This window comes from Paenibacillus sp. S28 (assembly GCF_016624415.1).
In the GTDB taxonomy this organism is placed as follows: Bacteria; Bacillota; Bacilli; order Paenibacillales; family Paenibacillaceae; genus Paenibacillus_AQ; species Paenibacillus_AQ favisporus.
Genome location: NZ_JACVTM010000001.1, coordinates 279,867 through 305,641, shown reverse-complemented (window position 1 = coordinate 305,641; position 25,775 = coordinate 279,867). Strand labels below are relative to the sequence as shown.

Sequence of the window (25,775 nt, the reverse complement as noted above, 5' to 3'; positions counted from 1 at the left end):
TATATATCGTTTCCTGAATGTGTGAAAAACATAGTTAAGCCAAACTTGCGGCAAGTTTGTCGAGAGACTGGTTCATGCCCGTAACCGCGTTGTCGGCCATTGGACCCGGGCTCCAGTTGGACTCCCTGATGATCAGCTCGGTTTGGTCGCCCTTCGAGATGAAATCAATGACGAAATCGACCACAGCCGGGAAGTCCTCCGGCATGCCGACATCAGAAGGCTTAACTGCGTTTCCTTCCGCATCGGCCAGAACCTGCGTAAATTCAAGCCGCTGCTGCGGAACGATTCGTTTGTACACTCCCGCGGAGTAATAATCCTGCCCGCCGAAGGATTCCGGCGCACGCATGCAGAACAGGTAGCTTCCCCCTTCGCGAAGATCGATCTTGCACGATGGTGAGCTGAAATGGGCAGGCCCCCACCATTTCATGACCAGGCTCGGATCCGTCCAGGCATCCCAGACCAAATCAACCGGATAATCAAACACACGGGTAATGACGAGCTCCTGCTTGCTGGCATTATGATTCATTTATTCATTCTCCTTTATTTTCATGATTCGCCTGATTGGCTTTTCGTTTAGCCATCTCTTCAGCGAGCACGCGATCCATGGCATTGAGCCTTCCATCCCACTGCTGCCGGATGGCTTGTGCCCAATGCTCGAGTTCTTTGACCGGATCGATGTTCAATGAGTAGATGCGCTGCTGCGCCCTTTTCTCAACCCGGACGAGCTGTGTTTCCCGAAGGATTTTCAGATGTTGCGAAATGGCCTGCGGGCTTACATCAAAACGTTCATAGATCTGTGTGGCGGATAGTTCGGGATTCCCGGCCAGCAATTCGAGGATGCCGCGACGTGTTGGATCTGCCAGTGCGGAAAACGTATCATTTGCCATAAGATGAAGCTGTCTCCCCTCCCTCTTCTCGAATCCGCCCTGCGGCGGTCTGCCTCTGTGTTGAGTGAAGCTTAGTTTGTTCATGTAATTATCTGGACTGTTAAGTTGGTGAACCCAAGGATCATCAGGTAAAAGATGGTTCAGCTCTCTCTGTTGTTATAATAAACCATTTCCTTAATAAAGTAAATACTTAAATAAAAAATGACCTTCGCTAATCCCAGTCTTGTTTCCTTGAAAACGGGTCATTCGATAAGAGAAAAAGCCTGGATATCCAGGCTTTCAATCTGCGTACCTTGTAGTTATTTTCTCAGAATAGGGGCATTCTACAGTTCGCCTTGGCCACGAAAATACTCGATAATAAATGAACGAAACAGGTCGGCGGAAGGAGGAAGCTTCCGATCCTCGACCCAGGCCAGTCCAATTTCCCTCCGGCAGTAAGGCTCCGTCACGCGCAGCCGCTTGACCTTTCCATGTTCAATACCCGAAAAAGCCGGGATGATCGTAACTCCAAGTCCAGCGGAGACAAGCCCAGCGGCCGTCATAATATCATCACCCTCAAACCGGATGCTCGGCTCAAAACCGGCTTCACCGCAAAACCGTTCCATCAGCGTCCGGACGCCATAACCCGGCTTAAAGGATATAAACGGTTCGCCCGCTACCTCTTCCAGCCGGATCGATTCACGCTTTGCAAGCCGGTGATCCGCAGGTACGTAGACGTACATTTCTTCCTCAACTAGCTTGTGCCAGACAACACCGGGCTCTGCGCCGAACGGACCGATAATGCACAGGTCCACCTCGCTTCGCAGCAATTGCGGCAGAATAACCGTCGTCGGGTTTTGATACAGCGCGAATTCAACGTCCGGATATTTGCGGTTGAAGCTTGCGATGACATCCGGCAGCATGTGAACGCCAAATGACATCAAAAATGCAATCGAGACCTTGCCAGCAAACGGATCGTGGAACTGCCGGATCTCTTCGATCCCATCCTCAATCTCCTGCATAGCCCGCTCTACCCTAGCCAAAAACAGCTTCCCTGTTTCATTCAGCTGAACGGATCGGCCATGCCGGTCAAACAGCTGTACCCCAAGTTCTTTTTCCAGCTTCGTCATCGACCGGCTCAGCGCCGGCTGGGAAATAGCCAGCTGCTCCGCCGATTTGATGAAATGCTCCAGCCTGGCCACGACGCGGAAATACTCCAGCTGCTGCCATTCCATGGTTGCCTGCCCTCTTTCCATTCCCTCATAACCCAGAGGCATTAATTTGATAATTTTAATTCATTATACAACATAAGCGAACCAGGCGTATACTTAGGGACGTCACTGAAAGAGGAGTTTTCAGAACTTAATAAAGAGAGGCGTTTACCGTGCAGTACATTCAAATCGGTACCCGTGCCTATTTCCGGGTACTGGTCAGCATGCTGTTGGGCAGTCTGGTCACCTTTGCGATCCTGTACAGCCCGCAGCCTTTGATCGGCACGTTTGCGAAGGAATTCCACGTATCCCCTTCCAGTGCCAGCTTCATCATTTCTTTCTCAACGATTACATTAGCAGTCACCATGCTGTTTGTCTCCCTGCTGTCCAATGCCTGGGGGCGCAGAGGCGTCATGAGCGTGTCGCTGTTCGTTACATCCGTGCTGGCTATGGTGTCTTCGTTCAGCACAAACTTTCATCTGCTGCTGGCCGCAAGGCTGCTCGAAGGCGTCAGCCTTGCGGGCTTTCCGGCCATCGCCATGACTTATCTCAACGAGGAGATCGAACCGCGCAGCATCGGGCAGGTCATGGGATTCTATGTGGCAGGCACTGCGGTAGGCGGTTTTGCCGGAAGGGTTATCATCAGTCTGATCACCGATTTTTTCAATTGGCATATTGCGATGTTTGTCCTAGGCTTGGTCAGCCTTCTATGCAGTCTGCTGTTTTGGCTCTACCTGCCAAAATCAAACCACTTCAAACCGGTCAGCATTTCAATGCACCACTGGGCCGACGGCTTCCGGAACGGATTTGCAAACACCCGGCTCCTGTGCCTGTACCTGATCGGTTTTCTGCTGCTTGGCGCGTACGTTACGCTGTTTAACTATATCGACTTCCCGCTGTCCCAGCCGCCTTATGAGCTGAGTCAAACGTTGATCGGATGCCTGTTCGTCTTCCAGTTGATCGGCTCCTGGTCCTCCGTCTGGTTCGGTAAGCTGGCTGACCGTTATTCACGTGCCGGCTTGATTGCCAGCGGCCTGGGCATGCTTCTTGTCGGTGCCCTGCTCATGCTGGCGGGTAACGTGGTCTTTATGATCGCAGGCATGATTCTGTTCGCATGCGGCTTCTTCGCGGGACACACCGTTGCCAGCGGCTGGGTGGGCAAAGCGGCACCGATGCGCTATAAAGCTTACGCTTCATCCCTTTACCTGCTCTTCTACTACACGGGGTCCAGCCTTGTCGGCTGGTCCGGCGGATTCTTCCTGTCCGGCTTCGGCTGGAATGGGGTGATCGGAATGATCATCGCGTTAATAGTGATCACCGCGCTGCTGCTTTTGTACGTGACTCGGTCTTCCCGGCAGGAGCGGCACGGCAGCGAAGCCAAACCAACTGCCCTGTAATCAAACCCTACCGATTGTAATGAAAACGGCATGCCTCCTTTGTAGACCATGGGAGAGCATGCCGTTATTTTTTATGATAGGGCCGCGATCTTGCTTACGGATTCCAATTCATCCCCTGAACTGGCAACCCAATTCGCTTCAAAACATTAGATCCAACATAGAGCCGGTCACCGATCATCATGCTGTCAGCAGCCGCGACTGTCGCTGTTCCCTCTGGCCCTTTTAAGGTAAAAGTGCTGCTGCCCATTTTTCCAGCCACCTTCTGCTGTATCACTTCCAGACCTGTCTGCTCCATCAGTTCCCGTACCGGAATCATCGTGCGTCCGTTTTGAATAAAGGCAAAACTGAGATATACCACCTTGCCGCCAATAGTGGCTCTTGCAGTGATCTGATCACGAATTTGAATGGGTATCACAGGCAAGTTTTGTGGTTGTAAATCGGCAGGGGGCTTGGTCGATGCGTTTGGTATAGGTGCCTGGTAGCTCTTTTCTGCCAGGTTGGAAAATTCCTTGAAATCCTGTTCCGTTGCCTTGCGTGCTTTTCCATTGGACAGCGTTATGACTTCGCTCGGACGATTCGGCTGATTATATCTGACAAGTAGTCGTCCACCTTTGACATCATAAGAGCCGAGGCTCGCATAGACAAGATGCTTCCTAATTCCCGTTGCCGGATTCATGACCAAAATTTCATTCATCTTGGCTGCGGAGCTATACTGAACGGCGAGCACACGTCCGTCCGGCATCGGGATAAATCCTGGACGTAAAGGTGCACCATCAACTTCCTTAATTACTCCGTCTCCGGTGCGCAAAAATACACTAAAAAAAGAAGTGGAGTACCAATTCTGCTGTGCGTCCTGACCTATCTCATAATTTTTGATATAATGCAGACCGCTCCGGTTATCCTTACTGCCAGTGAAAAACACTCCGGTGGTTCCCGTCCCTTGCGCTGGATCAAATGCAGTCGAAAACAGCCCATTCAAATAATCGCCGAGACCTTTGCCTATCAAAACGGGTCTCCCCAATTCATAGTCCCAGGTTACGGAGATGCCTTCCTCCAGTGCACTCCACTTCCCATTAAAGTCGCGGAATACTGTGCGGTTATAATATTGCTCACCGTCATAAGCGGACGCATCGTAATAGGCACGTCCCATGCCCTTATCATAAAATTCAGCCCTGAAATCCCATTTGAGTTCGGGTGCCTGAGTTGCTTGTGAATCGGAAACTCCTTTACTCTGTGCACGATCCGCTTGTACTGCAGCCGCAGGTGCCCCCTCCGCCTGTACGCTGGGGCTTGGCGCCACCGCCGTACCCGCCGCAGTCAGCAGCGCCGCAAACAACAACGAGGCCTTCCGCTTGTGCTTCTTGTTCACCGTTGATTTTCTCCTTTCACTATGTAATTCCTAGTTTTTCGGTTTGAGTAACCATTGGATGGATCCATGATCAATCCCTTTTTTTCAAAGATAAGCCAATCTCCAAATCCGCCCTCATCTAATTACGGATTCCAATTCACCCCCTGCACCGGCAGGCCAATCCGCTTCAAGATATCAGAGCCAATAAAGAGCTGGCCGCTGATCAACATAGAGTCAGTCGGCGTTAAACTTACGCTCCCCCCAGGTCCTTTCAAGGTAAAAGATGTGCCGCCCGCTTTTCCAGACACTTTCGATTGCTTGACCTCCAGGCCTGTTTGCTCCGCCAATTCAGAAACAGGGAACAGAGTCCGGCCGTTTTGGACAAAAGCAAAGGATAAATTCACCGCACGACCGCCAATCGCAGCTCGGACCAAGATTTGATCTTGAGATTGGACCGATGTCACCGGCAAATCCTGTGGCTGCAAATCAGCTGGAGGCGCAGTGGCAGGGTCCGGCCACGGAAGGTGGCGGCCTTCAGCCAAGCTAATGCTGCTAAACACTTTCCAATCCTGTTCCGTCGCCGGGCGCTGCTTACCGTCGGCTAGCGTATACACGATACTTGGATTTCCCGTTTTATTGAGGGTGATGAGAAGCCGCCCCCCTTTTGCGTCATAGTATTCTGGTCGGCCATATGTCAGGTGCTTCTTCTTCCCCGTTTCGGTGTTGATGATCAGTATTTCATCCGGTTTATGTGGAACGCTGTACTGAACCGCAAGCGCATTTCCGTCCGGCATCGCCTTAAAATGCAAACGGTTAGGCACGCGCTCGATCTCGCGGATCACTCCGGAACGGGTTCGAAGGAGCAGGCTGAAATCGGAAGCAGTATACTCCTTTCCCTGCGCGTCCTGCCGCTTGTAATAGTTTTTTACGTAACGAAATCCATGCTGGAGGTCCGAGCCGCCTGCAAAATATACCCCTCTCGTCGCAGTCTCCTTGGATGGGTCGTATACGGTCGAGTAGAGCCCTTCCATAGGATCGCCGTATTTCGTCCTGTCCACGACCGGTGTTTCCAAAGTGTAGTCCCGATGTATCGTTACTCCTTCTGCAAACGCATGCCACTCCCCCTCCTGATCAAGATAGACGGTGCGACTGATCATTTGGTCGGCGGTGGCGGAGTAGTAGGAATAACTGGTTGCCTGATCGTAAAACGAAGGGCTAAATTTCCATTTGATTGCCGCCTTCTGGGCAAGTACCTGCGCCGCCTGTCCAGTTGCGGATGGGTTCTGAGTGCTCAGAACCTTAGCCGGAACTGCTAAATCCTCTGCCGCCACAAACGGGCTGGGTATCACCGTGGCTCCCAGAATCGTCAGCATCACGGCAGACCGTGCTACGGTGCCAAAGTGGTGCTTTTTATTCATAACTATTTCATCTCCCTGCCCCTTGTATCAAATAAGTATCATCTTTGTCCGGTTTTCGATCCGGATCGAACTACATGTTAAACGCTTTTTCGTTTGGGAAAGTTGCCGATTTTTGCAAACACTGGTAACCTCGCCGGTTCTAAAGATTCGGAATCGTTCAGAAAAGAAAAATGAGGAGCCTGCGCTTGCTCGCAGACTCCTCATTTGACGCCGCTTAACACGACTATTCTTTTCGATATCCTTCTATTTCAGCGTTTTCACCCACTTTAGCAGGACAGCTGCCTGATCCGCCGTCAGCTTATTGCCGCTTTGGGCGGTAACCTCCTGCTCGAACGCGGACAGCTGACCCTGCACCGCTTGAGCCTGATCACGTCCGGCCGAAGCCTTGGCCGCCAGCAGCTTCGCGTTCAGCGACTGAGCAAAGTCGGCATCCGCAGGCAGGAACGAACGCACAAGCGTGCCCAGACTGTCGTACGTTGCCGTAACTCCGAATGAAAACGCCTTTGTGCTTTCATTGCCTGCGGCATCTTTAGCCGAAGCCGTGATCACATTGGTGCCAGGCTCCAGCTCATACGCGGGTCGGTCTGTCCCGATGCACGGTTCCGACGCTACACCTGATAAGCTGTCGGACGCCGCGCACTGAATGGACACCTTCTGATCTACCGTATAGGCTGCTTCCCCGGTAAACGTAATTTCAGGCGCCGTTTTATCGATCTTGACCGTAAGCTCCCGCGCATCCTCCTTGTTGCCGGCCTGGTCCTCGGCCGAATAGGTCACCGTGGTGACTCCTTCGGCAGTCACGTTGAAGGATGCGGATGCTCCTTCCACTCGAACCGGTTCAAGCGAACCCGCTCCGCTGGCAGCATAGGTTATGGCGGCCACGCCGCTGCCCTCGTCCTCCGCCTGGATTTGCACGGATGCGTCACGGTTCAGCCAGCCGCTCTCGCCAGCAGCGGGCGATACCTCGGCCGCAGACACCGGCGCTGCCTGATCCGCCGGTTCAGGCGTCCCTTCAACGGACAGGGAGAAGTCGTCATAATAGGCCGACGCCATGTTGTAGCGGCTGACCACTGCGATCAAGCGGGCGTAGGCCGCATTGTCGGGAGCCGTTGCGTCTAGCGTCACGGTCTGCCACTGGGCCAGCCGGCTCTCGTCCAGATGGATCTCCTGCGTAGCCAGCGTTTGATTGCTGCTGTCAAAGAAGCGCAGCATCGTTCCCGGCTGTCCCGATTCGATATACACCTGGACTTTGGACGTGTATTTCTTGCCCGGTTCAACGGTGATCTTATCGCTCTGCAAGGCGACGGATCCCGTACGGGTATTATCCATCAGCTTCAGGCTGGCACTGCCGGAGGAGCTCCGGTCCGTGCTGACCGCGTAGCTCAAATCGGAACCAGTGGCAAACAAGGACGTCCAACCTGGGATCGCAGCGCCATTCACGGCATCCTCAAATCCTGGATTTTTAACCGGAAGCGGAATGCCTGGTGGCTGCTCGACAATTTCCCCATCGACCTCAATCCGGTACATGATCGTATTCGTGGCATTGTCCGTAAAGTAGATGTTGCCGTCCTTGCCGAGCTCGAACCGGGCGGCATTGGTGATCGTGCGCGATTCCAGCGTTTGCGGATCGATGACCGTCAGTTTGTTGTTGAACAAGACGTACATAAGGCCGTCTTCCGACCAGCGGATCATGTGATGAGCCCACTGCGTATAGCTAACGCCAGACTGCACCTTTTTGCTCTTTACAACCTGATACGTATTTGGATCCAGCGCAAACACGTATTCATACGCCGCGCCCCAGATCAGTCCGTCCGGACCTACGCTCAAATCCCCGATAAAAACCGGTTTATCGAGTCCGGCGATCCGCAGCGGGAATTCCGTGATCTTCTGCTCGGTCTGGGTGTCCCATACGAATATTTTCGCTTCATCCGCCGATGGCTCCGAGCCCAATCCCCCGCGAATCGTCGTCGATCCGAACAATTTGCCGTCTTTATAGGCAAGGCTCAGGACGCTTTGATCCTGCACGACGTTGCGGTGAACGCGGCTTTCCCCCGTAGCGGGATCATATACCGTAACCGATCCGCCAAGGGTACCGTAACCCGGGATGGTCGCGATATAGAGCTTGCCGCCTCCCGATGTCATATTCACCAGGCGTTCCTGCCCATTTTCCAGGACGAACGTCTTCTTCGGGTTTTCTGTCCCTGGCGGCTGGGTCATGTCGTATTCGAACAGCGCTCCTTCCGGATAGACGCCCATATACATTTTATCGCCGAGCGGATACACGCTGTCCGCCTGACCGATGGAGAATGCCGAGGAAGTCAGGGTATTCGGGTCGATAATCGAACCCCGGCTCGTTTGTACCCCGGTGACGAACAGATTCCCGTCCGGAGCGGACTGGATCCGGTTCACCACGCCCGGCAATCCCGGAACGACGGATGGCATCAGGTGCACTTGCTTGGTCTCGATGTTCATGATCGCCACTCCGCCGTCATAGCGGACGGTAACCAGGTTTTTACCCGGGAGGTCGGGGTTGTTCGGAAACTCTACCCAATCGGCTCCCCGGAATCCGCTGTTGTACTCCATTCCTGTTTCACTGACTTCATGTGTGGCAAGATCGAAGGTCTTCAATTTTTTGTCGGACATAAAATAAATTTTGCCGTCCAAGGAATCGGTCTCGTGCAGTCCGGTCACGTTGTCCAGCACCGTATCGAGCCAGGAACCGGTTTGTGTATCATAAATGTATGCCGGACCCGGTACACCGCTGCCATCCGTATAACGGGCGAACAGGTAGCGGTTGTCGATGGTGTCCAAATCGTATACCGTATCGTCCCCTTCCGGAACATTCAGTGACGCGGCAATGTCCGTCTTCTCGCCGGTCTCCAGGTTAACGCGGACAATCTGATGATGCGCCGTTCCCGCATAAATGTTACCGCCCTGATATGCGATGGAGCGGACATATTCTTGGGCAATGTTACCGATCACGCGGCCATAGTCCTTGGTTTGGCCGGTGGCTGGATCGTACTGAATCACCTTGCCTCCAGGATAAGTACCGACGTATACCCGGCCCGCCTCATCCGTTGTGATGCAGATCGGCCACGATTCGCCGGCAAAGGAGGCGGCTTGTTCCACGGTATGCGTCACCGGAGAATATTTCCACAACCTGGCCCCGCCGCCGTCGGCCGCGACGTACAGCGTGCCGTCCGGCGCAACCGTATGCGCCCATGAGCTCTCCGAGGGCGGGATCGGAATGCTGCGCAGCAGCTTGTAATCCTCCAGGTCAATGACATTCAGCTGGCCCGGTTTCCCTTTAGACACGGTATACATGACCGGCCGTCCCTCTTCATAGCCTACGGTCCCGTTAAAAATCGAAACGGTGTAGTTCAGCGGGGGCAGCAGTTCTTCCGGGCTGCCATATACTTTCTGCGACAGACGGCTGTCTTCCGCCTTTGCCGTGCCGCTGCCTCCCAATCCAGTCCAGCCTGTTAACAGTACAACACATGCCAATAGTGCAAACCATGACTTCCGCATTCACACATCCTCCTTCAGGATTCGTATTCGAGAATCGTTCCCAGACAATCCGTAGGATTCAAATAGTTGGCGTAAGCCGCTTCCGCTTCACCTAGCGGGTAGCGGTGCGATATGAGCGGCAGTACCGATATCCGTCCTTCTGCGAGGAGGCGGACGTATTCCGCAACGTTTCTGCCCTCGGTCCACCGCACATAACCGATCGGATAATCCCGGTTATCCTTCTCGTATCCGCTGTCATATCTGCCGGGCCCGCCGGCCCTGGAGATGAGCACCTGCGCCTCCTTGCCGAACATCTGACCACGGGAAAACGTAGTGGTCAAGTCACCGACAACCACGATATTGCCGCGGTCGCGAATCCAGGTGAGCGACCGGTTGATCAGTTCCTCCCCCGGCCCCCCTGCGCACAAGATGACGCTGTCCGCCCCATGGCCGTCCGTGAGAATCTGCAGCTGCTCCTCAAGCTGTTCATGCCGGTTATACGCGTGACGGATTCCTTGTTCCTGCAGCATCAGTACGCGCTGCGCGTTCAAATCGAGCGCTGCGACGCGAACTGCAGCCGCTGAAGCGATTTGGGCAATGATCTGGCCCAGAATGCCAAGGCCCACGACCACCGCCGACTCCCCGAACCGCAGATCCGCCGTCCGCAGGGCATGAATGGCTATCGCCCCAAGGCCCGCAAAAGCGGCTTCCTCCGGCAGGACGTGGTCCGGTACCGCGGCCACCAAATTGGACGGTACCGTGAGACGTTCCGCATGCCGGACGTAAGGGGCTCCATAGCATGCCACCCTTTGACCGGGCAGCAGGCCGGTCACGCCTTCGCCGATTTCCTCGACGATGCCGGCCGCGCTGTACCCGAGCAGGGACGGATGATCGCCTCCCTTTTTCAGAAAAGACAGCTCCGTGCCGGGACTAATGGCCGAATATTCGGTCCGGATCCGGACATGCCCCCTCTCCAGAGGCGGGACTTCCGTATCCGTGACTACAATGCTTCCTCGTAATGCGGCAACGGCTTTCATGACGATGGTTCGCTCCTTCTACCCCTCCCCCGCCATTTTCCGGTATTCGCTGGGGGAGATGCCGTAGTATTTTTTGAACGTCGTGGTAAAGGTTGACGCGTTCATGTACCCCGTCTTTTCCCCGATTTCCGATATGTTGTAATCGGTGTTCTTCAGAAATTCTCGGGCGTGCGCCAACCGCACCTTGTTCAGGTATTCGACGTAGTTGATGCCGAACGTTTTCTTGAAATAATTCGAAAAGTATTTCGGGCTCGTATCCAGCACCTCCGCCATATGGTCGAGGTACAGGTTGTTCATATAATGAAGTTCGATGTACTGCGAAATAAAGGCGGGATTCAGCTTGCTTTTCGGCTCGCCGCCGCGGCTGCCGGCAACCTTCTTCACCACTTCCAGGAGCGCCTCCGTGATTTCGCGGTGATCATATGCCTGCTCGACCCGCCGGATGAAACGGGACTCCAGCTGCATCAGTTCCTGATCGCCTTCCGCCGTAGCTTTGGCCGGCTTGATCAGATAGAGGAACATGCTTTTGGCCACATGAGCCAGATGGTAATGATGAATGTTCCGGCGCGCATTTTCGTGAATAATGTCCGTCACGATTTGAATGCTCTCCTCGGTCAGTCCGGCCGTCAGGCAGCGGGCCAAATGATCCATTTTCTCCAATGGAAAATAAACGTCACCCACATACTGTACCGCCGCGGTATCGATCACGGTCTGAGCCTCATCTTGTACGTTCCGGTAGAGCATCCCGTTCAAGATGTCCTGGTAAGCGGACAGAAGATTCGGGACATGAGCCTCATAATCCTTGCTGACAAAGGAACGGAGCACATACCCAGGCAGCACATCGCGGTTCGCTTCCTGAATGAAGGCAGCCCAGCCGGATATCACCGTCTGCCGGTCGCCGCCCTGCGGTATGCCCAGCAGGATAAGAAACTGCATCTCCCGCTGGTGAAACACTGCCGTATAGCCCGAACCCGCCATGCTGCCAAGTTCCTTGCGCAGCAGCTCGGCTATTTGCCGGGGCTCCATCGCCGGATGAGAACGATCCCCCTTCTGGGAAAGCCTAAACTCAAGGGATGCCATCACAAAGCTGCGGTCTCGGAAGAAAAACGGCTCATACTTCAGCACATCCCGCGCGATGTCGCTGGAGCGCTGGCTTTCCAGCACCTGAAGGAAGGCATTCCTGCACATTTCAGCCTCGGCTCTCTCCATCCGCTGCCTTAGCGTTTCGTTCTCGCGCTGGACTTTGACGATGCCGCTGTAGATTTTCCGAAAGTCATTCCCTTTGACGCGGCCCTCTCCGAACAGCTGAAGAATGCCTTTGACCGGCAGGTACAGATAGACGCTGAGCAGCCCCGACAGCAGCACCGCGCTCACAATGGCGATCACCATAATGATCCGGCTGCCGCTGGCCACGGTATCGATATTCTGGAATTGATAAGGCATCTTATCAATGTAAATGAAATCGTTGTAATCCGACTGGTACACATGATACTCGAAGTCACCGCGAGTCAGCGAGTCTTCCTGGGACTGGTTAAAATAGACGTCGTTCAGCACTTCGACCAGGTCCCAGTTTTTTTCCGTGCTGAGCACGATTTTCCGGTCGCCGTCCAGCACGATCATTGACGATCCCGGAATCATGGAGGACATGTTTACATGCTGCAGCAGCTTTTCCGCATTGATCAGGATAATCACGTTTTTATCTGACAGCTTGTATTTGTTGCCGTCCATGACAGCGATGAGCTGCCGGCTTTGCGTTTTAGACCCTTCCGTCTGCATCATGTAATCGGAAGAAGGAAATACCGTAAACGGACGTTTGGATTTGGAAAAGCTGCGCCAGTACGAGGCATTGTACGTATCGTGTCTGTACTTGTTCTGGAAGAGCAGCTTCATGTCGCTCGTTCCATTAGCCGTAATGGCCAGATCCTGGTTGTCGTAAAAAACGATGACATCTTCGATATAATCGACAGAAGAAATCAGCGATGCTAAATTATCCTGCAGATTATAGACCTGTGCCATATCCATGCGGCCGCCGTCTCCGGATTTGACCGGATCAAACGGCAGTCCGTGGATCGTAAACATCAGGTTGTTGACCGTCGTAAAGCTGCTGTCGAACGCCTGGATGATATTTTTGACGACGAGCCGATTGTTTTGCGTAACTTTGTCATAGATGCCGGAAATGGATTTTTTGTAAACGACATAGCTTGATGCAGACATGATCATGATGACTAACAGCAGAGAGCAGAAGATTTGCAGTAGTCCCCGGTTTGCAAGCAGCCGATTCATTGGCGTCACCTCTCATGATGACAACTATTCCACATCCGTCCGCTTAACCCTTCTCGGAACCTAACATGACCCCTTTGGCAAAATACTTTTGGGCAAAAGGATAGATCAGCAGCACCGGAATCATCGACAGCACGATCGTGGCGTTCTTGACCGCCTGCGGTGCGAGAGCCGCCCGGTCCACGAGTCCGGCATCATTTTCGCTGTTAAAAATGAGCATATCGCGCAGGACCACCTGAAGCGGATACATCTCCTTGTCGTTCAAATAAATGAGCGGAAGGAAGAAGCTGTTCCAGTGGCCCATGAAAAAGAACAGGCCGATGGATGCCAGCGCCGGCTTGGAAAGCGGGATGACGATACTGAACAGAATCCGCGTCTCCGATGCGCCGTCGATGAGGGCCGCCTCACGGATCTGCGACGACATGTTTTCATAGAAGCTCTTCAGAATGATCAGCTCCATCGTCCAGATCGCGTTCGGCAGCACAAGCGACCAGACCGTATCCGTCAGTCCCAGCTTCTGAACGACGATGTACGTGGGGATAATGCCGGGGTTCAGGAACATCGTGACAATGATCCCCAGCATGAACACCCTCCGCCCGAAGAAGTTGGGCTGGGACAACGGATACGCAGCCACCGCCGTAAACAGCAGATTGATGAAGGTACCCAATGCCGTATAGTAAATGGAATTCAGATAAGCTCTGGGAATCGTGTTGTTGCTCAGCACTTCTTTGTAGGCATCGAGATTAAAGCCTTTGGGAAACAGGAATACCTTGCCCTGAATGACCGAAGCCGTGTCGCTGAACGAAATGACCGTGATGTAGAGCACCGGATAGAGCGTCGCAATCGCAATGCAGGCCAGGATCAGGGCGTTGACGATGCCGAAGACCGATATTTTGCGTTCTCCTACCATAGCCCTTTCCCTCCGATCTTCCGGCTGATTGCGTTTGCGCCAAGGAGCATCGTCATGGCCACCAGCGCTTCAAACATGCCGACCGCGGCGGCATAGCTGTAATTGGATTCGAGCAGTCCTTTCCGGTACACGTATGTCGAGAAGACGTCGGCCACGTTGTAGGTCATCGGATTGTACAGCAGCAGCACCTTTTCGTAGCCGATTCGGATCATCGAGCCTGTTTTCAGGATGAACATAATGAGCATCGTCGGCATGAGACCGGGAATCGTAATGTGCCGGATCATATGAAACCGGGATGTGCCGTCAACACGGGCCGCTTCATACAGCGTCGGATTGATTCCCGCAATCGCTGCCAGGTAGATGATCGACTCGTAGCCGATCGTGCCCCAGATCTCGGAGATCACATAGATCGGACGGAACCAGCCGGGATCGACGAGAAAGTACTTTTTCTCAAAGCCGAAAGCAGCCAGCAGCTGGTTCAGCAGTCCGTTCGTCGGCGACAGGAAATCGATGATCATGCTGCTGATAATGACGACTGACAAAAACGCCGGCAGGTAACTGAGCGTTTGAACCGATTTTTTAAACCACTTGGTCCGGACCTCGTTCAGCAGGATCGCCAGCAGAATCGGAAACGGGAAGCCGAAGATCAGCGTGTAAAATCCAAGCAGCAATGTATTGCGGAACAGCATCCAAAAGTCCTGATTGCTGAAAAATTTAACAAAATGCTTCAGGCCGACCCAATCGCTGCCCATCACGCCGGAGAATACGCTGTAGTCCTTAAAAGCAATAATCAAGCCGTACAGGGGACCGTAGCGAAAAATGATATAAAAGAGAATACACGGGATAAAAAGCAGCAGCAGTTCACGGTCCCGCCGGATGTGCTTCAGCGTTTCGGTCAAACGTCCCTTGTTCGGTTTCTTCATAAGTCTTCAAATCCTCATTGATTTATTTCGCCGCGTCGTAACGTTTTTGGGCATCGTTATAAATTTTCATCAGGTCGTCCAGGCCCTGCTTGGCGATTTGCTTCTTGAAATTTTCGAACTGTGCGTCGCCGTAAGATTTATCCAGAATATATTTGGCGTTGAATTCCTCCGCCGCTTTCTGAAGCGATGTTTGCAGCTCCGCCATCGTGGAAATTTCGTCATCGGTGAAGTTCAGGATCGGATCCATCGGTTCTCTCTTGTCCTCTTTCATGATTTTGTCCTGGGCTTCCTGTTCTTTTTCGGAGAACTTATAGTACACGCTGCGTTTATCCGGTCTGAGGTATGCTCCTTCCAGCCACATGCCGTAGCGGTCTTCCAGCACGCCGATATCGACGAGCGGGAGATCCTTGAGCTCCGGATACACCGGACGGCCGTCCTGCCCCCATTCGAAGTTGACACCCTCCACACCGACGGTCATCAGCTCGCCGCCCGAAGGACTGGTGAGGTAATCGAGCAGTTTAAGCGCCGCTTCCTTGTTCTTGTTGTTGGCGACCGCAATGCTGAAGTCGGAGACTTTCGGAAGGGTTCTGACATGGCCCGTTGGGCCGACCGGATTGGCGTATCTTAAATCATAATCCGGATTTTTGTCCTTCACCTGGTTGTAGAACAAGTCGAGTCTGCCGATCCAATCCCAGGTGACAAACGATTTGTCGGTCGTCATCTTCGTCGTCCAGGAATCCTGCGTATCCGTCAGAAACTCGGGATCCATCAGCCCTTCGTTGTACAGCTTTTTCATAAAATCAAGCATATCCTTGTGCTCTGGCTGAACCGTCGCATATTTCCACGTTCCGTCCTTTTCGTCGTAATACGCCGGATAGTTGTCGCCATTACCGATGCCCCATCCGAAGGACCAATCTCTGAAGATGTTGGCCAGACCTTTGGAAGCATACGGATAAGAATCCGGGTAAATTTCCTTCAGTTTCTTCAGAGCCTGGTAGAATTCTTCTGTATTTGTCCATTCCTTGATGCCGTTCTTGTCAAAAATGTCTTTCCGGTACAGGAAGCCGTGATTGACATCCCGGTTAAGGTCGTAGATGGGCCAAGTATAAATGTTGCCTTTTTCGTCGCCAAACGATTTAATGACCCAGTTGTTTTCCTGCAAATACAATTTGGAAAAGTTTGGCAGCATGTCGGCATATTCGTTGATCGCGACTACGCCTTTTTGCTGGCCGATTTTTTTCAGTTCAGCCGGCTTCAGCCCGATGAAAATGTCCGGAAGTTTGCCGGAGGCCACCACAACCTTCAATTTGTCCTGATACGTTTGCGGGGAATACGTTTGGAACTCGACCTTAATCCCCGTACGCTTCTCGAGCTCCTGGACGATCAGCTTGTCGTCGCCGATTTTGGCCGAGTTACTCGACAACATAAATTTAATCGTCGTCGGCTTATCAACCAGCGGCAGCTTTAATCCGCCGGTGTCGCCATACTGCTCGGTGCTGCTTCCGGCTCCGGCGCCTCCGGTTGGTGCAGGCTCCGCTGCCGGTGCAGCTCCTTCATTTGAAGTTTTGCTTCCACCGCTGCAAGCGCTGAGTACGAAGATGAGCATCGTGACTGCCGCAACCATATTGATCCACTTCTTTGCCATACTCTTTCCTCCTTCATGTTTTGGGGCTCATCTTGGGGGTGTTACGATTTTCGGTGTTCGTGATTCACCGGTAATCCCATCATAAAAACGCTTCCACCTGCGGTAAACAGCGTGATTTCCTTGAGATTGGAATTTACCGAACCATGAACACCGAAATGGCTAAAAATGCTGCTGCATCAAGCTTTTGAGCGGTGTGGAAAATGCTAAATCGGTAGAAATATATCAAATTATCCGCTTTCGGGATGTCAGGTTTTTATCATTTTCTACGCGTGATTGGGTTTCGTTACCAGCCACTTATTCAGTTGCCCGCGGACAAAATCGTCGTCGTTCAAATGGGGATAATCCCGATAAATCCGGTCGATTTCTTCCGCCTGCCCAGGAGAAAGCGTCTCTTCCGGATTCAGGCACCAGATCCCACGCATCAGCCCCTGCCTCCGCAGCACTTCGTGAATGCCCGGAATGCACCCGGCGAATTGGTGGGCGGGATCGAAGAATGCAGCGTTGGTGTCGGTCACCTCCACATTCCGTCTTAGCCATTCTTCCGAAATGGTGCCGGCTCCACCACGAACCTGCTTGATTTCCTCCAGCAGCTCTACGGCTTTCCGCGTCCATACCGCCCAGTGGCCGAGCAATCCGCCGACAACCTTCTTCTCCACGAGCTCACCGTCCACCCGGAATCGGTAAGTCGTGAGAAGATCAATAATGATGTTGTCATCGTTGCCCGTGTACAGGGCGATTTCGTCACGGCGGCTGCAATAACAGACAGCCCGGGCAACATCAAGGGTTTGATACCGGTTAAACGGCGCCATCTTGATGGCGACGACGTTGGGGATTTCGGCGAATTCCCGCCAGAAGTCGAAGCTGAACATTCGTCCGCCCACGGAAGGTTGGAGATAGAAGCCGATAACGGGTATCCTTTGAGCCACTTCCCGTGTGCGCTGCAGCAGCTCTTCCTCGCTCCAATCCGCTAGTCCTCCCATGCTGAGCAGACCTGCATCATAGCCGAGCTTCCGCGCGGTTTCCACCTCCCTGAGCGCTTGGGCGGTCGGACCGCATATGCCGGCCACCAAAATGAAGGGGCGCTGCAGCTGTGCGCGCTGAACTTCCTCGGCCGCCATCCGAAGGACAGGCTCAAACAAATCGACGCCGGGGTCCCGGATTTCAAACTGAGTGGAATGGACGCCTACGGCGATTCCTCCTGCGCCTGAATCTATATAGTAACGCGTCAATGCCCGCTGATGCCGCTCATCCAGCTTCCGGTTTTCATCCAGTGCCAGCGGGTGGGCCGGGATGACCAGGCCGTCGTGCAGCGCTGCGATTTGCTCTGCGGTTAGCGAATGCTCCGGATTTTTCATATTAGAACTTCCCCTTTCTTTCCTGAAAATGCGTAGGTTTGCTCCATGTAGCCCCGCCCTGCCGAACCCAGTCGGCGATCCAGTCGATCATTTGCAGGAGGGATACACGCGGATATCCGAACAGCTGATGGGACTTCGATGCATTGCTGAGCAGCGCAGTATCCGCTTCCGTTCCCGTAAACACTACTTCTTTACCTAAACGGCGCGCCAGCTCTTCCGCCGCCCAGCGGATCGACATCGTTTCAGGTCCCGTCACATTGATGATCTGCGGCGGGTTGGCGCATTGGGTCAGGCAGCGCAGCGCCATTTCGTTCGCATCCCCCTGCCAAATGACATTGGCGTAGCCCATCGTCACATCGACCGGCCTTCCTTCGTTGACGGACTTCGCCAGCTCCAACAGCACGCCGTACCGCATGTCGATCGCATAGTTCAGCCGGTAAATCGCCATCGGTGTACCGTACTGATGCGAGAAATACTCGAAGATCCGCTCCCTGCCGAGGCAGGACTGCGCATATTCTCCGACCGGTTCCGGTGGAGTATGCTCACTGGGTCCACCGCTGGCAACCGGGGTGAAGGGATACACGTTGCCGGAAGAAAACACAACGATCCTGGAATCGCGGTATTTCTCGGCGACCCTGCCGGGCAAATAGCTGTTCATCGCCCATGTAAAATACTCCCTTCCCGTTGTTCCGAATTTATGTCCGGCCATGAAAATGACGTTTGGCACGTCGGGCAGCTGCTTGAGTTCCTGATCATTCAGCAAATCGCACGAAATCGTAGTCACCCCGGCATCCTCCAGTTCCTTGCGGGTCTCTTCATTCGAGAAACGCGATACCCCGATGACCTTCTTGTTCATGCCCCCCATTCGTATCGCATTCGCGGCCAGTCTGGCCAAACTCGGACCCATTTTGCCACCAACGCCCAGCACGAGAATATCCCCTTCGACGGACATGAGGTCGGCAATGAGCGCTTCCGACGGCTGGGCCAGCCGTGCTTCCAATTCAGCTACATTTTTCATCCTTGTTCTTCCTCCCATTCAATCGTTTTCCACTTCATCATAAAGACTCGGCCTATATAAAGACAAATCTTTTAATTGTCTTTAAATTAGCGGGATTTTGGCGCAAAAAAAGCGATACAGGTTCATTGCCTGCACCGCTAAGGTTCTGTATATTTAGCTGTTTGCTAAAGATTTTCTTTATAGAAGGCACCTAATTTTTCTACGGCTTTATTCACTGGCTCGGGTCTGTCGTACAGGTCATAGTGGCTTGCCCCTTCAATAACGAACAAATCTTTTTTCTCTGAAGCTGCTCGGTTATAAAGCTCGTGGCCATCCTTATATGATCCAAACGCTCCTTGTACACCACCGACAATGATTTGCAAAGGTTGAGTCAGTAAAATTTCTGCCAAATGGAAAGCATCAAAGGCAATGATTGAATCAACACTGGTGAATTTCAATTTGTTTGGAGAATTAGGGCTCTGGCCTCTTGGTGTTCTATAGTAATCAACCGCTTGTACAAGATCCAGTTCAGTCATTCCCGCTTCTTCTCTTTCAGCATGACTGTTAGGAATCCATTGAACAACCAGAGGCTCGGCTCCACGAGCTTCAGCCGTACGTTGCAGGGCAACCTGCTCTAACATTTTGATTGGATCGTTTTCACGATATCCTCGACCTATATTCGCAACGGAAACTGCACCTACAGCTTTGATGCGGCGTTCTGTCATCGAAGCATTTACAGCATACCCGCCTCCTGCACAAATACCTAACACGCCAATACGATCTTCATCGACATAATCCAGGGTAGTTAAGTAATCAACCGCAGACCGGATATCCTCAACACGTGAAGCCGGGTATTCAGCATAACGAGGCTCGCCATCGCTTTCTCCTTGATAGGATGCATCGAATACAATCGTTACGTACCCTAGCTCAGCAAGTTTCTCCGCATAAATGCCCGCCGTTTGTTCTTTACAGCTGCTGCCCGGATGAACGCAAACTATAGCTGGATTTTGTTTCTTGTCTTCAGCAAGTTCAGGTACATTTAAAATCGCGGCTATTTGTAGTCCATGTGCATGAAATTTCACGTTCCTTTTGGTGACTGTCACAATTAAAACCACCTTTATTCATATTTATTATACACTTGTGCGTATTAATCGCCTCGTGTATATTTACTTTAAAATAAGGGGTCTGTTGATTCAATGACCACATCGCGCAATATGCGTGTTAATACACAAGTTGTTTTCATTGTGTACAATCATCAAGGAGGACTGCTACATGGTTAAAACAGATCGAAGAATTCTAAAGTCTCGGCAAGCGATTCAATCGACTTTTTTGCAAATGTTACTTCAGGAAGGGTTTGATGAGATTACGGTTAAAAAACTTACGGAAAAAGCTGACATTGGCCGAAAAACATTCTACCTGCATTATACTGATAAATATGATCTGTTAGATAAGATTGTGGACGACCATATAGCACAATTGCGAGAAATATGTGATCAAAAACAAGACAAAGGGCTTATCGAAGGTTCGATATTATGGTTTTCTTATTTTGAGCAGCATAAATCATTTTTTGCAGCCTTGTTTAAAAGTGAAGGTGCCTCAACATTTCGCAAAAAGCTATTGTCTTTTACTATGGCGGAGATAGACAAAAAGCTTAATGAGGATTCGCTTCCGATTATTGATAAGCATATTTTTTTGAAGTTTTTAGGAACGGCAACCATGGGAGTATTGGAATCCTATGTATTAGAAGAATTAGATAGTGATATTGAAGCTGTAGCAACGCAAGTTGTGCAGCTGTATAAAACGCAATTAACAGGCTAACAGGATCGTTCATAACGTCAAATACGCTGCCTTGGCATCCCCAAACAAAAAGGAGAATCTTCTTTAAAAGATTCCCCGCAGGTAAACATCATTTACAGTTCTCGTGTTCGTTAGGCATTCAATCTTCAAATTCAATCAGGCACGTCTCCTGCTTCCGACGAAGTCCTGTCCAAACAGGTAAACCTGAATATTTGCCGCGGCCGCCCGCGCGGCACCTTCTCCATGCCGGCAATTGCCACCAACCCATGATCGATCCACTGCAGCAGCAGCCGATGCGCGCTTCGTACCGTAATGCCGAGTAATGACGCCAGCTCATGGACCTTATAATCGGTTTGGCCGTACTTGGCCCGGTTATGAAGCAGCCGGCTCAAATACGCGCTGGTCATGCCGGCATCCACCGCATGCTTCATCAGCTCCGCATCGGTGAAAGACAGCACCTCCCGGACCGGATCGGCCATCTCGAGCGGACCGATCAGCGTCTCGTCCTCCCTGACGATAAAACAGGCATTCCCTCCTGCCTCCTTCGCCTTCCGCATCGCGGTTCTGGCATGGGTGCCGGCCAAACTGGCCGAACGGCCGAAGCCGATCCCGATGCTCAGCGAAATGCCGTGCGTCGTATTGACATCCTTGGCCAGCGGAATCGTCTTGTATCCGCCGCTTTCGCGTTCGAAGATGCCCCGCGTCGTAAAGAAAAGGTATTCGTCCCCGCCCTGGTGGGCCAGAAATCCGTCCAGCGATTCCACATAGTCGAGCACCATGCGGTGGATGTCCAGCTTCAGCTTCTGGACCTCATGCTCATTGCTCCGCTGCATGGCTACCCGTTCGAAATGGTCGACGTTGATCATCCCGACGACGATCTGGGACTCTTTGCTGCGCCGGGTCTCCGTTGACAGAAGCGCCCGCTCGAGCGCGACGACGATGTCTTGATCGGAGGGAAGCAGCCACTCGGAAGGGATGCCCCTTTCCTCCAAGCGCTGAGCCACTGCCTGCTGTCCTGTAAAAACGACGGAGCATCCGCCGGACTCAAATCCGGCTTGATGGAATGCAATCAGCTTATCCGGCGACGCATATACCGGACCATCATACACGTTCCACCGTTCATCCGTCATCCCTAAATCCCTGCAGGCTCTGCGAACCATCGTTTCGGTGAGCGTATCCACCGAGATTCCCCGGTCAAGCAGGCCGCGCTGATGCGCCGCAAACAGCGCCTTATAGAGGCCCGCATCGGTTAACGGTACGTAATGGGCTGGAACGGTTACCCGTGGGTTTTCCTTGACCTTCCTGTGAGACAACGGGTCGGACAATAGCAGCACCTCCGTCTCACTGGCTAACCGTTCCGCCAGCATTGACGCCTCCGCCGCATCCTCAAATACCCGGGGAATGGCTTCAAAAGAAGGAAACGTCTCGATCACGCGCAGGATCTGTTCAACCAAACGTTTAGGCCCGATGATCCCGATCGGGATCTGATGAGCGGCCTGCAGACGTTGATAAAAATGATTCTCCTCGTTAGCTGGCAATTCATGTCCCCCCGTTCGTATCCATTAGGAAGAAAACCCCGCTGGCTCTCCCAAAATTCCTTCTCTCAGCCCTTTGAGGTCCAGCCCATCGACGACAAACGCGCGGCGAACCAGATCCGGAGCGACAAATTCATCGTACTTGCCGAGGTACGGGGCTTCTTCCGGAGCGAGGAGCTGTTCTTCGCCGCACCGGGAGCATTCGGCCGCGATCTCCTGGATCAGCGTCCCGGCATCGCTGTTGCCGGCGACGACCATATAGTAAGGCTCCATCGGCACGATGGATCTCAGGGAGAGGCGATCCGCCAAGTGGTGCTTCAGCATCCGTTCCAGCGTACGGAACTGCTTGCTGCCGACCCACGGCAGCACAAAGAGCGAATCGCCGCCGGCCGGAATGACGATATCGCGGAGCAGTCCGCTTTCTCTAGCCAGGCGCCGGGCTCGCTCCAAACGATTCACCGCCTGTGGCGACAAGTACGGATAAATCGCGGAATCGGCAAGCACTTCTCTCATTTTTCGCATCACTTTCGTGTGAATGTCGCCGCCCGATCCAAGCCACAGTGTGTCCACCTTGCCTTTGGCCGCCTTGACATACACGGCTTTGTGCTTGGTGTCCACCTCCACCACTTTCCACAGCTTCCCGGCCAAGGAGAAGCAATAACCGGGCGGCGGTACCGTCGTGATGGAGCCGATTTCCTCGGAGCCGTTATACACGACGTGGTCCTCATCATCCTTAAACACCGCATAAAAACGGTAGTTATTCACGATCTTCTCCCCCGTCAGCCCGATGATGAGGGTCTGTTCCTCGGTCCATTGAATGTGGTCGGTCTGGATCAGGTAGCTGAGAAACACTTTGAACTCATCAGGTGTCACATGTTTAAACGAAGGAAGCGTAAGGACCGCACGCGCCAATTCGGAGGGTTCGGATTCCCCTATGCTCTTCAGCATGCTCATTGTCTGGTGGTACAGCGTCCCGACAGGCATCCGGCGGATATCATGAGGCTCCACCCATTTATAGCGCACATAGAGTTCGATGACCGCGATGGCCCGAAGCAGGGTCCAGGGCATTCTGGCCGGAAGCGGTGCTTCTTCATTTTCTTCCTCCTGTACGACAAACAGCATTTCCGAAGCGGAGTCGCCCCTGCGTCCGGACCGGCCAAGCCGCTGGACGAAGCTGGATGCGCTGTACGGCGCGCCGAGCTGTACCACCCGCTCCAGTTCCCCCAGGTCGATGCCCAGCTCCAGCGTCAGCGTTGCCGCCGCCACGGCCGGACCCGGCCCGATCTTCAGCGCGCTTTCGGCTTCCTCCCGCAGCATGGCTGAAATGCTGCCATGATGCACATAAAAGACGTCCGGCTGGCTGCGTCTGGCCGCGACTCTGCGCATTTCCAGCGTCGTCAGCTCGGCATCGGACCGGCTGTTCGTAAAAATCAGCGCCTTCTTCAGGTGCGTCGTCTCGTAAATATACTCGTAGTACGCTTTGCGTGCGTTTTGCAGCTGCTCCGCCTGCTCCTCGTCCCTCGCATCGGGAAACGAAAAATGGTCGACCCGAAGCCGCAGCTTGCGGCCGCCCGGCGATGTGACCACGGATACTTGCTCGGGACTGCCCGCACCGAGCCAGGCGGTTGCGGAATCGTAGTCGCTCAAAGTGGCGGACAAGCCCACTCGTCTAGGACGGCAGCCCGCCATCCGCTCTAACCTGGTGATCTGGCTCAGCACTTGAATCCCCCGGTCTGCGCCCATAAACGCATGAACCTCATCAATAATGATGTATCTGAGGTCCTGAAATAGCGCCGGGATCGCATTTGGCCGGTTCATCAGCAGCCCTTCCAGCGACTCGGGAGTAATTTGCAGAATGCCCGAAGGATTTCGCATCAGCTTCGTTTTCTCCGCCTGAGATACGTCACCGTGCCAGTGCCATACCGGGATCCGCGATTCGATCAGCAGGTCCTTCATACGCTCAAACTGGTCGTTAATGAGCGCCTTGAGTGGTCCAATGTACAAAATCCCCACAGATTTCGCCGGCCGCTCGTGCAGTTCGGACATGGCTGGAAAGAAGGCCGCCTCCGTCTTGCCGGAAGCCGTACCCGCCGCGATCAGCAGATGGTTCCGCGTACCGAAGCAGATATTGAGCGCTTCAACCTGTGCCGGCCGAAGCGTGTCCCACCTTTTTTTGTAAATATACTCCTGAATGAAAGGGGCCAACTTGTAAAACGGGTTACCACTCATAGCTCGAACTCCGCCAAAAAGTCGCTGACTTCGTCCGGGTCGGCATCCGCCGGCTTCACGCTGCGCTCCCCGACCAGCTGCTCAAAGGTAATTCCCGGATTCTGATGCAGGGTATGAAGCAGATCCATATAATCGCGGATCACTTCCCGCGGGGTCAGCAGCTCATCCGCTCCGAGCCGGCCGGCCGCATTTTCCATAAACGTAATGATTTCGCCGCTTCCTACTGCAGGCTCATATCCATAATGCGTGGCATGAATCCGCGTCAGCTTTTCCAGCAGGATGAAAATTTCTTCACTCGACAGCATCTCCAGCTTAATGATCGGTCCGGAGTAATTGGCGAAGCCGCTTCCCGCATACCGGCCTTCGATCAGGCGGGAGCGCAGTGCTTCGTAGCTGAAGAGTCCCCTGCGCTCATCTTCCACAAACTGGGGCGTTCCCCCGATAAAGATGCCGAGATGTTCGGCTTTCCCCTGCATCGTATCATTGAACATCGTCAGCAGCTTCTCATAGTTGCTCTGCCGGGAAACGCTGTTCGTAATTTTGTACAAATTGACCGCTTCGTCAATGAACAGCAGCAGTCCTTTATATCCGATTTTTGCCGTAAACTCCGCCCACAGCTTCATGTAATCGTACCAGTTGTCGTCATCGATGATCACGCCCACCTCAAGCTCCCGCCGCGCTTCCGTCTTCGTCGGAATTTCACCGCGAAGCCAGCGCAGTGCCGCCTGCTTACGGTCGTCGTCCCCCAGCTTATAACCGTTCCAGTAGACGGACAGTACCTTGGCGAAATCAAACCCGTGCACCAGGCTCTGCATCTGCGAAGTCACCGTGAAAATCCGCTGCTCCACCTCTTCATGGAGTCCAGCGTCATTCGGACGGAGTCCCTTCTCCTGCATCGCGGACTGCTGCAGGCCGGCGATCCACTTCTGGAGGATGGCTTCCAAAGCTCCCCCGTCCGGCCGTGTGCGGGTAGATAAATGGGTCATCAGCTCACGGTACGTTGCCAATCCCTGGCCCTTCGTCCCAACCAGCCTCCGTTCCGGAGACAAATCGGCATCCGCCACGACAAAGTCGCGGTCCATGGCATAATTGCGGAAGGTCTGGAGCAGAAAGCTTTTTCCGCTGCCGTAACGGCCGGTGATAAATTTGAAGCCCGCTCCTCCTTCGGCGATGTTGTCCATATCCCTTAATATGGCGTCCACTTCGGCCCGGCGTCCCACGGCGACATGCTCCAGCCCTACGCGGGGTACGACACCCGCCGTCAATGAATTCACGAGCGCAGTGGTCAGCCTTTTGGGTATCTTCACTTCATTCATTCGT

The 25,775-nt window shown here is 53.3% G+C and carries 19 protein-coding genes; 2 read left to right on the top strand and 17 right to left on the bottom strand.

Annotated features, from left to right (window positions below):
- Positions 1 to 34: 34 nt before the first annotated feature.
- The 3 genes from IAE55_RS01320 to IAE55_RS01310 form a co-directional block, all read right to left on the bottom strand.
- Positions 35 to 526, bottom strand: a complete 492-nt coding sequence (locus IAE55_RS01320) for an SRPBCC family protein (protein WP_200630711.1) — start codon at positions 524 to 526, stop codon at positions 35 to 37.
- A 4-nt stretch (positions 527 to 530) separates the two neighbouring features.
- Positions 531 to 887 carry an ArsR/SmtB family transcription factor gene (locus IAE55_RS01315; RefSeq protein ID WP_076166780.1) on the bottom strand — a complete coding sequence of 119 codons (357 nt, stop codon included), beginning with the start codon at positions 885 to 887 and terminating at the stop codon, positions 531 to 533.
- 323 nt (positions 888 to 1,210) lie between these two features.
- Positions 1,211 to 2,101, bottom strand: a complete 891-nt coding sequence (locus tag IAE55_RS01310) for a LysR family transcriptional regulator (protein ID WP_234489224.1) — start codon at positions 2,099 to 2,101, stop codon at positions 1,211 to 1,213.
- A gap of 149 nt (positions 2,102 to 2,250) precedes the next feature.
- On the opposite strand from IAE55_RS01310, the gene IAE55_RS01305 reads away from it, so the two are divergent.
- Positions 2,251 to 3,474 carry an MFS transporter gene (locus tag IAE55_RS01305; protein WP_325168591.1) on the top strand — a complete coding sequence of 408 codons (1,224 nt, stop codon included), beginning with the start codon at positions 2,251 to 2,253 and terminating at the stop codon, positions 3,472 to 3,474.
- Positions 3,475 to 3,568: 94 nt separating this feature from the next.
- Here IAE55_RS01305 and IAE55_RS01300 read toward each other — a convergent pair whose 3' ends face one another.
- From IAE55_RS01300 to IAE55_RS01250, 11 genes are all read right to left on the bottom strand, one after another.
- Entirely contained in the window at positions 3,569 to 4,843 is a 1,275-nt protein-coding gene (locus IAE55_RS01300) for a hypothetical protein (protein WP_200630709.1), read from the bottom strand.
- A gap of 122 nt (positions 4,844 to 4,965) precedes the next feature.
- A complete protein-coding gene (locus IAE55_RS01295) occupies positions 4,966 to 6,240 on the bottom strand; it encodes a hypothetical protein (RefSeq protein ID WP_200630708.1) in 1,275 nt (424 codons plus the stop codon).
- 243 nt (positions 6,241 to 6,483) lie between these two features.
- Positions 6,484 to 9,768 carry an OmpL47-type beta-barrel domain-containing protein gene (locus IAE55_RS01290; RefSeq protein WP_200630707.1) on the bottom strand — a complete coding sequence of 1,095 codons (3,285 nt, stop codon included), beginning with the start codon at positions 9,766 to 9,768 and terminating at the stop codon, positions 6,484 to 6,486.
- 14 nt (positions 9,769 to 9,782) lie between these two features.
- Positions 9,783 to 10,784, bottom strand: coding sequence for a zinc-dependent alcohol dehydrogenase (locus tag IAE55_RS01285; protein WP_200630706.1), 1,002 nt, complete (start codon positions 10,782 to 10,784; stop codon positions 9,783 to 9,785).
- Positions 10,785 to 10,802: 18 nt separating this feature from the next.
- Positions 10,803 to 13,067 carry a helix-turn-helix transcriptional regulator gene (locus IAE55_RS01280; protein ID WP_145157609.1) on the bottom strand — a complete coding sequence of 755 codons (2,265 nt, stop codon included), beginning with the start codon at positions 13,065 to 13,067 and terminating at the stop codon, positions 10,803 to 10,805.
- A 43-nt stretch (positions 13,068 to 13,110) separates the two neighbouring features.
- Positions 13,111 to 13,974, bottom strand: coding sequence for a carbohydrate ABC transporter permease (locus IAE55_RS01275; protein ID WP_145157117.1), 864 nt, complete (start codon positions 13,972 to 13,974; stop codon positions 13,111 to 13,113).
- Positions 13,968 to 14,897: an ABC transporter permease gene (locus IAE55_RS01270; protein ID WP_200630705.1), complete on the bottom strand. Its 930-nt coding sequence runs from the start codon at positions 14,895 to 14,897 to the stop codon at positions 13,968 to 13,970. The genes IAE55_RS01275 and IAE55_RS01270 overlap by 7 nt, the downstream gene beginning before the upstream one ends.
- 22 nt (positions 14,898 to 14,919) lie before the next feature.
- Entirely contained in the window at positions 14,920 to 16,542 is a 1,623-nt protein-coding gene (locus IAE55_RS01265; RefSeq protein ID WP_200630704.1) for an extracellular solute-binding protein, read from the bottom strand.
- 263 nt (positions 16,543 to 16,805) lie between these two features.
- Positions 16,806 to 17,897, bottom strand: coding sequence for a dihydrodipicolinate synthase family protein (locus tag IAE55_RS01260; RefSeq protein WP_200630703.1), 1,092 nt, complete (start codon positions 17,895 to 17,897; stop codon positions 16,806 to 16,808).
- A 1-nt stretch (position 17,898) separates the two neighbouring features.
- The gene (locus tag IAE55_RS01255) at positions 17,899 to 18,915 is read right to left on the bottom strand and encodes an NAD-dependent epimerase/dehydratase family protein (protein ID WP_105443272.1); all 1,017 of its coding nucleotides are present in this window, start codon (positions 18,913 to 18,915) and stop codon (positions 17,899 to 17,901) included.
- A 164-nt stretch (positions 18,916 to 19,079) separates the two neighbouring features.
- A complete protein-coding gene (locus IAE55_RS01250) occupies positions 19,080 to 19,997 on the bottom strand; it encodes an alpha/beta hydrolase (RefSeq protein ID WP_200630702.1) in 918 nt (305 codons plus the stop codon).
- A 169-nt stretch (positions 19,998 to 20,166) separates the two neighbouring features.
- On the opposite strand from IAE55_RS01250, the gene IAE55_RS01245 reads away from it, so the two are divergent.
- Positions 20,167 to 20,712 carry a TetR/AcrR family transcriptional regulator gene (locus IAE55_RS01245; RefSeq protein WP_105443273.1) on the top strand — a complete coding sequence of 182 codons (546 nt, stop codon included), beginning with the start codon at positions 20,167 to 20,169 and terminating at the stop codon, positions 20,710 to 20,712.
- Between the two features lie 131 nt (positions 20,713 to 20,843).
- Here the strand turns inward: IAE55_RS01245 and IAE55_RS01240 are convergent, their stop codons facing one another.
- The 3 genes from IAE55_RS01240 to IAE55_RS01230 are packed head-to-tail and all read right to left on the bottom strand — an operon-like array spanning position 20,844 to position 25,771.
- Positions 20,844 to 22,229 carry a hypothetical protein gene (locus IAE55_RS01240; protein ID WP_234489223.1) on the bottom strand — a complete coding sequence of 462 codons (1,386 nt, stop codon included), beginning with the start codon at positions 22,227 to 22,229 and terminating at the stop codon, positions 20,844 to 20,846.
- A 24-nt stretch (positions 22,230 to 22,253) separates the two neighbouring features.
- Complete coding sequence (locus IAE55_RS01235) at positions 22,254 to 24,455, bottom strand: DEAD/DEAH box helicase (RefSeq protein WP_200630701.1); 2,202 nt, start codon at positions 24,453 to 24,455, stop codon at positions 22,254 to 22,256.
- Positions 24,452 to 25,771 carry an ATP-binding protein gene (locus IAE55_RS01230; protein WP_200630700.1) on the bottom strand — a complete coding sequence of 440 codons (1,320 nt, stop codon included), beginning with the start codon at positions 25,769 to 25,771 and terminating at the stop codon, positions 24,452 to 24,454. The genes IAE55_RS01235 and IAE55_RS01230 overlap by 4 nt, the downstream gene beginning before the upstream one ends.
- Positions 25,772 to 25,775 lie beyond the last annotated feature (4 nt).